General features: G+C 66.7%; 2 protein-coding genes (1 of these 2 running past the window's edge). Both read right to left on the reverse strand.

Translation table 11 applies throughout. The features are described 5' to 3' along the window. The gene (locus DTP52_RS15275) at nucleotides 1-1,317 is read right to left on the reverse strand and encodes an MFS transporter (protein ID WP_109754095.1); all 1,317 of its coding nucleotides are present in this window, start codon (nucleotides 1,315-1,317) and stop codon (nucleotides 1-3) included. Next, nucleotides 1,307-12,635, reverse strand: the 3' portion of a protein-coding gene (locus DTP52_RS15280; protein ID WP_109754096.1) for a non-ribosomal peptide synthase/polyketide synthase. The gene runs 6,473 nt beyond the window's last position; only the last 11,329 of its 17,802 coding nucleotides appear in the window; its start codon lies beyond the right edge, outside the window; the stop codon is at nucleotides 1,307-1,309. The genes DTP52_RS15275 and DTP52_RS15280 overlap by 11 nt, the downstream gene beginning before the upstream one ends.

Consider the following 12,635-nt stretch of genomic DNA (forward strand, 5'->3'; position numbering starts at 1 on the left):
TCAGCCAGGTTCGGCCACGACCTGGGTGGACGCAACCCACCCAGGCTCAAGCCGACGAAACGGTGCGATGGTCAATCCCAGGCCGGCCAGCAGCACATACAGCAGGCCGGCGACGGCGAAGAGCAAGCTCAAGCCGCCGACCTTGCCGATACCGAGCACGGGGGCCAGCCAGGCTTGCAGCTCGCTGCCTTGGCTCATCAATGGAATCGCCCAACCGTCGGCCAGCGCACCCGCGCCCAGCGCCCCGAGCGGCAGGGCCAGCAGGCAGACGATCTGCCGGGCTGACAGTACCCGACCGAGGATGGCGTTGGGCAGGCTACGTTGCCAAAAGCTCTGGTCGCTGCTGGTGCTCAGTGAAAAGCAGCCAAAGGCGACGAATGCCGCCGCATACAAAACCACCGGCGAGGTACTGACACCTATGCCCAGGATGCTGATGCCGAGCATCAGGTCCGCGAGCAATACCGTGCGGATCAATCGCTGTGGTGGACGGGCGACCACCCACAATGAGCCACCCAGCATGCCCAGGCCGCCGCAGGTCATCAGCGTGCCCAGCACCAATACCGAATAACGTTCCAAAACCATGGGTGCCAACAGGACCGAGGCCAGCCCGAGCATCAAATGCTCGACGCCCAGGTAGGCAAGCAACGCGCAAAACGCCGGACGCCCGCGCAGCACCGCCAAGACGGCTGCCAACCCGCCCAAGGCCACGACACGCCCCTGGCCGGTGGCGCGCACCGCCGTCGCCACCCAGGCGAGCCAACCGAGCACGCCGGCGGAAAACAGCACCGCACCGACATCCAGCAACAACAGTCCAGGGACTCCAACGCTGTCCAGCAACAGGGCCGCCAGGGTGGGCGCGATCAGTTGCGGCAAGCCGACCATCAGTTGCATCAGGCCGTTGGCCCGGCCAATCGCTTGCGCACTGCTCAAGATTCGCGGGATCGCTGCCTGGCAAGTGAGCATGCGCATGACCTGGCCACTGGAATTGACGGCGGCAAAGGCATACACCTGCCACCGTTCCAGCTCGCCTTGCTCGAACAGCCACCAGAGGATCAGCGCCGCGAAACCGCTGCCGGCCTCGACGCCGAGCAGGATCGCCCGCGCCTCACAGCGGTCCACCAACCAGCCCGCCACGGGTGCCAGGAGCAGTCCCGGCAACGCAGACAGCGCGATGACCAGGGCGTAGTCCGTCACACTGGCGTGCTGCTGCAACAACCAGATGCCCAGGCTGAAAGCCGCAAGGGCCGACCCCAAGGTGGAGACGACCTGACCCGCCCACGCCCATACCCAGGGCCGCACCGAATGCTCAATTTCCATGGGTTTGAAACGCCTCCAGCGCGGGCCAATAGTGTTTTAGGTACTCGGCCAAAGTCCGTGCCACAGGCGCTTTGAGAATCGACAGGTGATCACACCCTTCAAGCACGTGGCGCTGACAGTCCCCGGCGAATGCCTCCCAGCCATCCTCGGTTTCGCCATGACCTCGCCCGGCCTTGAACACTACCACAGGGCCCGGATAGACCGATGCCGGTCGATAGTCTTTCGCCAGGTTGGCGTAAAACACCCGCAAAGGACCACGCAACGCATCGGCACGGGCTTGCGCGGGCATCAAACCGACGGCTTGCATGCGCGTCAGCAATCGGGCGCATTGCTCGTCCGGTTCCAGCTTGGCCAGGCTGTCGACGTCGAGGCCCAGCTCACACCCGACCTCCATCTCCAGCAATGCCACATAGTGCGCCAGGGCCCCACGCGAATCACTGGCCAACCGCGTGCCAGGCGCGCGACTGTCGAGTACCAGCACCGGTGCCACCCCAGTACCCTCAGCGTGCAATTGGCGGGCGACTTCAAAGGCCAGCCAGCCGCCAAATGAGTGCCCGAGCAGGTAGTAGGGACCGTTCGGAACCTGCGCGCGGATTTCCCGTACATAAGCGCTGGCTGCAGCCTGCACCGAGGCATGGGGCTCGCGCTGGCCGTCGGAACCACGGGCTTGCAGGCCGATCACCGTCAATCGCGGGTCCAGTTGCCGGACCAGGGGCACGAAGCTGGCGACATTCGCGCCGGCGCCGGGGATCATGAACAGGCAGGGCGCGTTCGGCGCGCCGGTTTGCAGGACCAGGCTGACGCGCGCGCCCGACGGACTGGCAGGGCGCTGCTCGGCTCGCGCCAGCGCCTGCTCCAAAGCCTGCGCCAGCCGTTGCAAATGCTCGGGGTCGCGCATGATCGACCAGTGATCGCCCTCGATACGCTGCTCGACCAGCTCGGCCCCCAGCAGCGCGCGCCAGTCGGCTGCCAGATCTCGCGAGCCACTTCCCGCAGGGCCTGCCGATGTGGCGCGGAACAGGTGCACGGGCAGGCCTAGCGGCGCCGGCCGATAGCGAACCATGGCATTGCGCAGGTTCAGGTTGAGACGGGCTCGGCGGCTCAGCTCCTGGCGGTCGAAACCGGCTGGCAGCCAACCCCGTGCCTGGGCCGCAGCGATCACCGCGTCCAGATCGAGCCCGGCATGCCAGGTGTCCTGGGCAGGGTCATCGGCGCTGTCGCCGACCCGGTGGTGCGCAAAGTACCCGATCAGTTGCTGGCGCAGGCCGGCTTCGTCGAAGCTCAGCGCCAACGGTGCGGCGCGCAGGACGCCCGGCTGGCTGCTGTCGATCAGCCCGAGGAACGCTACCGGGCAATCCTCGCCCAGCAGTTGGCGGGCCATTTCATAGGCCAGCACGCCGCCCGCCGACCAGCCGGCGAGCTGATAGGGACCGTGCGGTTGGACCGTGCGCAGCAGCTCGATGTAGCGTCTGGCCAAGGTCGTGTTGTCGACGCCGTCGTCCAGTTCGGCGGCGACCTGCACGGCATAGATCCCCCATTCCGGGTCCAGATGCTGCGCTAGCCGGACATACGGCAACGCCTCGCCCGTGCCTTCATGGATGAAAAACAGCGGCGCGCGACCCGGCGAACCGGCGCGAATGCACAGCAGGCCTTGGGCCGCGACGCTGGCAACGTCCAGCGTAACGACCTCGCGGGCCAGCGCGGCGAGGCTTTCAGCGCTGAACAGGGCGCCGATGGCCACATCCATTCCCTGCGCGCGCAAGCCGTCGAGCAGTTGCACGAGCAGCAACGAATGCCCGCCCAGGGCGAAGAAGTTGTCGTCACGACCGATCTGCTCGATGCCCAGCAGTCGCGACCACAGTTGCGCCAGTCGCGTTTCCGTGGTGCCGCGTGGCGCCGCATAAGGACGCTGTTGCAAGGCTTGCTGATCGGGAGCCGGCAGGGCGCGCCGGTCAAGTTTGCCGTTGGCGGTCAAGGGCCATTGCTCCAGCTGCACATAGGCGCTGGGCAACATGTGCGCTGGCAATTGTCCGGTCAGTGCTGAGCGCAATTGCCCAGGCTCCAGGTGCCGGCCCGGCTCGGCCAGCAGATAGGCGACCAGGCGCGCATCGCCGGGATCGTCCTGACGCGCCAGCACCACCGCCGAGCGCACGCCGTCCAGGGTACTCAGCCGGGCTTCGATTTCGCCCAGTTCGATGCGGAAGCCACGCACCTTGACCTGCTGGTCGTTACGGCCCAGGTAGTGCAAGGTGCCGTCGGCGGTCCAGCGTGCCAGATCGCCGGTCTTGTAGAGACGCTCGCCTTGGCCGCCGAGAAAGCGCGCCGGCTGGAAGCGCTCGGCATCGAGCGCCGGTTGATTCAGGTAGCCGCGCGCCAGGCCTGGGCCGGCGACATACAGCTCGCCGACCACGCCTCGTGGTACCAGTTCGCCGTGGGCATCGAGCAGGTAGACCCGCAAGTCCGGGATGGGCCGGCCAATCGGTGCCAGCCCGGCCTGGGCATGGCAGTCGGTGGCTTCGATCGGCTGGTAGGTCACATGCACAGTGGTCTCGGTGATGCCGTACATGTTCACCAGGCGGGTAGCCTGGCTGTCCGGCCGTTCGAACCAGGGCCGCAGCGCGGCGGCATCCAGGGCCTCGCCACCGAAGATGACACAGCGCAACCGATGGGGTTCGGCGCGGGTCTGTTTCATCCAGGTATAAAAGGCGCTAGGGGTCTGGTTGAGCACGGTGACGCCGGCGTCCACCAGCAGGTGGTAGAAATCCTCCGGGCTGCGCGAGGTCAAGTAGGGCACCACCACCAACCGGCCACCGTGCAGCAGCGCACCCCAGATTTCCCACACCGAGAAGTCGAAGGCGAAAGAGTGGAACAAGGTCCAGACGTCCCGGTCGTTGAAGCCGAACCAGGCGTCGGTAGCGCTGAACAGCCGCATCACCGCGCGATGCTCGATCATTACGCCCTTGGGCACGCCGGTCGAGCCCGAGGTGTAAATGATGTAGGCCAGGTCCGTGTCACTGGCTCGCGGATCGGCTGCCAGGTCAATGCTGGACAAATGCCCCCATTCACCGGTGTCCGGGTCCAGGGATACCACTGCGCACGACGCGGGGACCTGCAGCGTCTCAGGCAACGCAGCCAGGGTCAGCAGGACCCGTGGCGTACTGTCGTCGAGCATGAAGTTCAAGCGCTGCGCCGGGTAGACCGGGTCCAGCGGGACATAGGCGCCTCCGGACTTGAGGACCGCGAGTATGCCGATGAGCATTTCGATGCCGCGCTCGGCGTGGATCGCCACGCGGCTGTCCGGGCCGACGTCCAGGTCGCGCAGGCGATGGGCCAGGCGATTGGCCCGCTCGTTGAGCGCCCGGTAGCTGAGGGTCAGGCTCTCGTATTGGAGCGCGACGGCGTCCCCCCGACGTGCGACCTGGGCCTCGAAACGTTGGTGCAATCGTTCGCAGCTCGGGGCCGCCAGCGCCAGCGCCGGATTGAAGCCATGCAGCAACTGCTCGCGCTCGGCCGGGCTGAGCAGGTCAATGCGGGTCACGGCCCGGCGATCGTCGTCGACCATGGCCCGCAGCACGGCCAACAGCGCCTGCCAGTGACGGGCCACGGTGTCGGCATCGAACAGCGCGGTGGCGTAGTTGAAGCCACCCTCGATGACATCGCCCGCTTCATGGACATCCAGGGCCAGGTCGAACTTGGCCGTGCTGACCGGCGCGCCGACGCTGTGCAATTGCAGTCCGTTGCCCAGGTCGAGGTTGCCCTGTGGAGCGTTCTGCCAGGCCAGCATCAGTTGGAAAATCGCGTTATGAGCCAGCGAACGCGGTGGATTGAGCGCTTCGATCACTTGCTCGAACGGCAGGTCCTGATGCTCTTGGGCGGCCAGCGCCAGGCCCTTGACCTGGGCCAGCAGCGCACCCACCCGAGGCGCGTCGCCCAGGTCGATGCGCAAGGCCTGGAAGTTCACGAAGAAGCCGATCAGCGGCTCCAGCTCGACCCGGTTGCGGTTGGCGACAGGTGAGCCGATCACCACCTCGGCCTGGCCCGACAGCCGACTGACCACCACGGCCCAGGCCGCCATCAAGGTCATGTACAAGGTGGTGCCATGGCGCCGTCCAAGGGCCTTGAGCCCATGGCTCAGTTCGGCATCGATACGCACCGGCAGGCTCGCCCCAGCGTAGTCCTGTCGAGTCGGACGCGGGCGGTCGGTGGGCAGGGTCACGCAGGTCGGCGCGCCGTCCAGGTGGGCCTGCCAATAGGCACGTTGGCGTTGCAATTCGTCCGCCTGCAGCCATTGGCGTTGCCACAGCGTGTAATCGCCGTACTGGCGCGCCAGGGGCGGCAAGGGATCGACCTGATCCTGACTGAAAGCCTGGTAGAGACGGGAGAACTCGTCGGTGAGCACGCCCATGGACCAGCCGTCCGAGACCAGGTGATGCACCGTCACCAGCACGACATGATCGTCGACATCCAGGCGCAACAGGCGTGCGCGGATCGGCCACTGACAGGTCAAGTCGAACGGTCGGCCGGCTTCCTCGGCGCACAGCACCTGCCAATCCGCCGCGCCGGGCGCGCTCAGGTCTAGTACGTCCAGGGCCAATGCCCGTGGTGGGTCGATCACCTGCCGCGCTTGACCGGCAAGGCTCACGAACCGGGTCCGCAGGCTTTCGTGGCGCGCCACGATGCGATCCAGGCTGCGGCGCAGCGCCTCGATGTCGAGCTTGCCGCGCAGGCGCAAGCCCGCCGGCATGTTGAAGGCTGCTGTCGAGTCCGGGTTGAGTTGCTGGATCAGCCAGAGGTTTTGCTGGGCGAACGAGAGTGGCAGGGGCTGGCTGCGGTCGGCTTCCTGCAACGGTTCCAAGCGACTGCGCCCGGCGTCGGCCAGCACTGCCGCCAACGCGTGCAGGCGCGGTTGGGCGAAGACCGCCGAGAGCGGCACTTCCAGGCCCAGTCGATGGCGCACTTGTGCGAGCAACCGCAATGCCAGCAGCGAGTGTCCGCCCAAGGCGAAGAAGTCGTCTTCGCGACCGATGGATGCGACACCCAGCAACTCGCTCCAGATCGCCGCGAGGGTCATTTCCAGCTCGCCCTCGGGCTGGCTGTATTCTGTTTGCGCAAATGCCTCGGGGGCTGGCGCCGGCAAGCGTTGGCGATCGACCTTGCCATTGCTGGTCAGCGGCAGGGCATGCAGTTGTACATAGGCGCTGGGCAACATGTACTCGGGCAGGCGCTCACTCAGTTGGCTGCGCAGGTCCAGCGGCGACAAGGTCTGCTCGGCGCTGAAATAGGCGACCAGGCGCGGGTCGCCGTGGTCCGCCGGTAGCACGACGACCACCGATTCGCGCAGCCCGGGCAATTGATCGAGTCGGCTTTCCACCTCGGCCAGTTCAACCCGATAACCGCGAATCTTCACTTGGAAGTCATTGCGCCCCAGGTACTGCAGCGTCCCTTCGGTGGTCCAGCGGGCCAGGTCGCCGGTCTTGTACAGACGCGCGCCGGGAGTGGCGTCGAACGGCGGCTCGATAAACCGCTCGGCGGTCAGCTCGGGACGGTTCAAGTAGCCTTGGGCCAGGGCCACGCCGGTGACATGCAGTTCGCCGACAGCGCCTTGGGGCACCCATTGGCCATGGGCATCGAGCAGGCACACTTGGGTATTGGCAATCGGCCGTCCGATCACCGGTACGTCCGGCCATTGGTCCGGATCGTCGGGCAGGGTGTGGGTACACACCACATGGGTTTCGGTCGGGCCATAGTGGTTGTGCAGGCGCGCGTGGGGATGGTGCCTGAACAATGTGCGTAACGCGCCGGTGATGCGCAGCGCCTCGCCCGCGACAATCACGTCCCGCAGCATGGGCAGTTCAAGCGGGGCGTCGGCCCAGCTGTCGGCCATCGCTGCCAGGGCGATGTAGGGCAGGAACAAACGCTCGATACGCGCCTGGCCGAGCCAGCGCGGCAGGCTCGCGAGGTCCAGGCGCTGGGCTTCGTCCAGTAACACCAGGGTGCCGCCGCTGCCCAGGGTGGAGAAAACCTCCTGAAACGCGACATCGAATCCCAGCGCGGCGAATTGCAGGGTACGAGCCGGGCCGGGCAACGGCTGTTCGGCCTGCCAGGCCAGCAGGTTGCTCAACGCCAGATGGCCCATGGCGACCCCCTTGGGCAGGCCGGTGGAGCCGGAGGTGTACATGACATAGGCCAGGTCATCGGGGCTCGGTTGCCCGAGCGATGGCGCGGAGGGTGCCTGCATCGCCGTTGCCGCCAAGCGCACCGACAGCGGCGTGCAACGGTCGCTGCATTGCAACGCTTCGACGCGCTGCGCATCCCACAGCAGCAGGCACGGCTGGCAATCCTCGATGATGCCTTGCCGGCGTGCGAGGGGCTGACTCGGGTCGAGCGGCACGTAGGCCGCCCCGGTCTTGAGGGTGGCGACCAGGGCCAGCACCATCTCCAGGCTGCGCGGCAGATGGATCGCCACGCGTTGGCCGGGGCCCGCGCCCAGCTCGCTCATCTGCCAGGCCAGGTGATTGGCCTGGCGATCGAGTTCAGCGTAACTCAGCCCGCGTCCATGCAGTTCGACCGCGATGGCGTCGGGCTGCAACAGCGCCTGGCGCTCGAACGGTTGGTGCACCCAGCCGGCCTGCGGGTAGGCGGTTGGCGCCGGGTTGAGGCCGTGCAGCAGGTGCTCGCGCTCCTGGGCATCGACCAACGACAGGCGGGCCAGCGGTTGGCGGTCGTCGGCGCACAGCTGGCGCAACACGTTGACCAGGTAGCGCCAATGCCGATGCACGCTGGCGGCATCGAACAGCGCAGTAGCGTAGTTGAGCCCGCCGACGATGCGCCCCTCGGCCTCATAGAGTTCCAGGGACAGATCGAAAGGCGCAGTGACCTGCTCGGCGGCCAGACTGGTCAGGCTCAGGCCATCGAGGTCCAGCGCGCTGCGTGGGGCGTTCTGCCAGGCGAACATCAATTGGAACACCGGGCTGTGTGCCAGCGAGCGGGGCGGGTTGAGGGCTTCGACCACATGCTCGAACGGCACGTCCTGGTGCGCCTGGGCCTGCAGCGCGTGCTCACGCACCTGGGCCAGCAACTGGCTGACGTCCGGTTGCCCGGCCAGGTCGATGCACAGCGCCTGGGTGTTGACGAAAAAGCCAATCAACGGCTCGACTTCGCTGCGTGTGCGGTTGGCGACCGGAGTGCCGATCACCACGCGTTCCTGGCCGGCCAGGCGCCCGACCACAATCGCCCAGGCCGCCAGCAAGGTCATGTACAGCGACGTGCTGTGGCGGCGACTCAAGTCCTTGATCGCAGCGCTGGTCGGCTCATCGAGTGCGACCGTCAACCGCGCACCGGCGAAGTCCTGGCGGGGGGGCCGTGGACGATCGCTGGGCAGGTCGACCCGCTCGGGCGCATCGCGCAGGTGTTCGAGCCAATAGGCCAACTGCTCGGTACGACGCTCGCCGGCCAGCCAATCGCGTTGCCAGGCGGCATAGTCGGCGTATTGGATCGCCAAGGCCGGAAGCGGATCCGCCGCGCCCTGGCGGAACGCTTTGTACAAGGTCGACAGTTCGTCGATCAGCACCCCGATGGACCAGCCGTCGGCGATGATGTGGTGCAGGGTCACGTGCAGCACGTGGCAGCAAGGGCTCTGCCGCACCAGCAGCACCCGTGGCAACGGGCCCTCGCTCAATGAGAACGGCCGGGCAGCTTCGCTGGCCATGACTTGTTGCAGGCGGGCCGGGTCGCTAGCGTCCAGCGCCAGGCAGGCGAACGCCAGGCGCGGCTGCGCGTCGATGACCTGGCGGACTTCCGCATCCTGCTCGACGAAACGGGTACGCAGCACGGCGTGGCGTTCGACGATGCGCGTCAAGGCGTTGCGCAGCGCCGCTTCGTCCAGTTCGCCATCCAGGCGCAGGGCGCCGCTGATGTGGTAGGCGGCGCTCGCCTGCGCATCCAGGCGGGCGATGAACCATAGACGTTGCTGGGCAAACGACAAGGGACGCGCAACGCTCTGCGGCAGCACCGTGATCGGCGCCAGGGCGCTGCGCGTCGCATTGCCCATGACGCTGGCCAGCGCGGCCACGGTCGGGTGCGCATACAAGGTCGCCAGGGGCAATTCCAGCCCCAGGCGCTGGCGCACCCGGGAGACCCATTGCACCGCCAGCAGCGAGTGTCCGCCGAGTTCGAAGAAATGGTCATGACGACCCACCTGGGCAACGCCCAGCAGGTCGCGCCAGATCTCGGCCATGAGTGTCTCCTGTTCACCGCTTGGCGCTTCGTAGGCCTGGGCGGTCCAGGCGTCTTCGCCGGGCACCGGCAAGGCGGCGCGGTCGAGTTTGCCGTTGGGGGTCAGGGGCAGCGTGTCCAGGGGCACGACCAGCGCTGGCACCATGTACCCCGGCAAGCGGCTCGCCAGGGCCTCGCGCAGCGCCGTTGGCGTCAACGGCGCTGCGTCCGCCGTCGCCACGGCATAGGCCACCAGCGCGGGCTCGCGACCATTACGCTGGACCGCCAGCACTGCTGCGGCGGCCACGTGTGGAAGCGCGAGCAGAGCCGCTTCGATTTCCCCCAGTTCGATGCGAAAACCACGAATCTTGACCTGGAAATCGTTGCGCCCCAGGTAATGCAACTGGCCGTCGGCGTCCCAGAAACCCAAGTCGCCAGTGCGGTACAGCCGCGCCGTCGGCTCGGTACTGAACGGGTCGGGCAGGAAGCGCTCGCGGGTCAGTTCGGGCCGCCGATGGTAGCCACGCCCCACGCCGGCCCCGCCGATATACAACTCGCCAGTCACGCCCACCGGCAATGGTTGCCCCGCGTCATCCAACACGTGCACCTGAGTATTGTCGATGGGCCGGCCAATGTGCGGGACAAAGCCGCGCGCGCGGTCCATCGAGGCCCAGGTCGAATAGACCGTGGTCTCGGTCGGGCCATAGAGGTTGTTGACCTGGTGCACCGCGCCATGGGCGAACAGCCGCTCGACCAAGTGTCGCGGCAGCGCTTCGCCGGCGAGGTTGACGATGCCCAGCGAGTCCGGCAGCGCATCGGCGCGCAGCAAGGCGTCAACGGCCGACGGCACACTGTTGAGCAGGCTCAGGGCGGGACGGTGCTCAAGCAGGGCAAGGGCGTCGTCGACCAGTTCGAGGGTGCCGCCGCAGGACAACGGCGCGAAGCATTCGAACACCGACAAGTCGAAGTTGATCGAAGTGCTGAACAGGCTGTGGGCAAGGGTTTCAGCGCTAAAGCTACGCAGGGCCCAGTCGAGGAAATTGCGCGCGTTGCGGTGTTCGATCATCACCCCCTTGGGTTGCCCGGTAGAGCCGGAGGTGTAGATCATGTAGGCCAGGTGGCTGGCCTCCAACGCCACAGCTAACGGCGTCGTGTCGCCGGTGTGCAAGGCCTCGTCGACATTGAGCTGCCGGCAGGTAGCGGCGAGGGTGAGGCCCAGCGGCGCGTCGCCCATCGTCAGCACTGCCACGGGGGCACTGTCGTCGAGCATGTAGGCCAGACGTTGAGTCGGGTAGGCCGGGTCCAGCGGAACGTACGCGCCGCCCGCCTTGAGCACGGCCAGCAGCGCGACGATCAATTCCGGACAGCGGCGCAAGTGAACACCGACCCGTGCCTCGGGCCCGACACCCAGTGCTTGCAGTTGCCGAGCCAGGCGATTGGCCTGGCGGTCGAGCTGTCCGTAGCTGAGCACGCGCCCCTTGCAACGCACCGCCTCAGCCTCCGGGGTCAAGCGAGCCTGTGCTTCGAAGCGCTGGTGCAGCAAGGCACGTTCGGGCTGCGTACGCTGCGTGGCGTTGAACCGGGCCAAGCGCTGATGCTCGTCCGCCGGCAGGACGTCGAGGGTTTGGGCGAGCTGTTGCGCGTTGTGATCCAGGGCTTCGACCAGGCTGGCGAGGGCACGGTGCAGGAAGGACCAGACCCGTTGCGCCCCCACCGAACCGGCAATTTGCGCAGTCACGCCGAAGCCTTGGCCAAGGTCGTCCACCGAAACGGTGAAGGGATAGTTGGTGCGTTCAGCGCTGCTCAACACTTGCATGCCCTCGACACTTTGGTGTGGCGTGTCTTCCAGGCTGTAGCGAAAATTCAACAGCGCGGAAAACAACGGCGTGCTGGCCGGCACGCCGCTGCAGCGCTGGGCCATGGTCAACGGTGCGTGCTCATGTTCGAGCAACCCCAGCAAGGCCTGATGAGTACGTTGCAGGCTGTCGCTTACCGAGCTCTGCGCGAAGCCGATGCGCAACGGTAAGGTATTGATGAAAACCCCCAATGCCTGATCGGCGCCTTGCACGCCTTGCAAACGACCGAGCAAGACAGTGCCGAATACCACGTCGGCGCGTCCGGTGGCCTTGCCCAACACCAGCGCCATGGCCAGGTGAAACAGACTGGCGACACTCACCTGATGGCGCCGCGCCGCCTGGCGCAGGGCGAGCGCCAGCGTGGGGTCCAGCGACCCGTGGGCCTCGTCGATTTCACCGGTATTTTGCACATCCAGCAGGCCAAACGGGGCGGTGGGTTCGCTGACGTCGGCGAGCATGGTTTGAAAAAAAGCCTGCTGTCGGGCGCTGTCCTGGCCGCGCCGGGCGTGCCCGACGAAGGTCCGGAACGGTACCGGTGCGCGCAACTGCGCCTCGCGGCCCTGCTGGATCAGCACGATTTCCTCGACCATGCGTTCCAGGGTGGTGTGGTCCAGCACCAAATGATGGTGCAAGACCTGCAGCAACCAACGTTGCTGGCCGGCGTCGAACGCCTTCACCACCCGTAGCAGCGGCGCCTGGCGGATGTCCAGGCGCCGTTGCCGGGGATTGGTGTGGGCCTGTAGTTGAGCGAGCGCATCGGCTTCGGTAATGCGCAGGATCTCGATGGGCAGCGGCGCCTCCCGCCAGACCACCTGCACGGGTTGCTCCAGGTCTTCCCAGGCCAGGGCGGTGCGCAAAATGTCGTGGCGGGCGATGACTTGTTGCAGCGCCAGGCAAAAAGCGTCCAGTCGAGCTTCGTCGCTGAAGGCCAGGGTGGTGTGCAGCAGGTAGGTGTCGCCTTCGTCTTGCAACAAATAGTGAAAGAACAGGCCTTCCTGCAGCGGCGCCAGGGGATAGATGTCCTGCACGTTGGCCGCGCCGCCCTCGACGCTGGCGACGATGCGGTCGATCTGCGCCTGGGTCAATTCCACCAACGGCAACAACTCAGGCGTGATGTGGGTGCAGCCCAACGGCAGGGACGCTCCCAGTACCTCGGGATCATGGCTGGGGGGCGTTTCGCGGTGCGCCAGCGCCGTGGCCAGTGCGGCGATGGTGGGCGCACCGAACAGGGTGCGAACATCAATGGCC

It is taken from the genome of Pseudomonas sp. 43mfcvi1.1 (genome assembly GCF_900115935.1).
GTDB lineage: Bacteria > Pseudomonadota > Gammaproteobacteria > Pseudomonadales > Pseudomonadaceae > Aquipseudomonas > Aquipseudomonas bijieensis.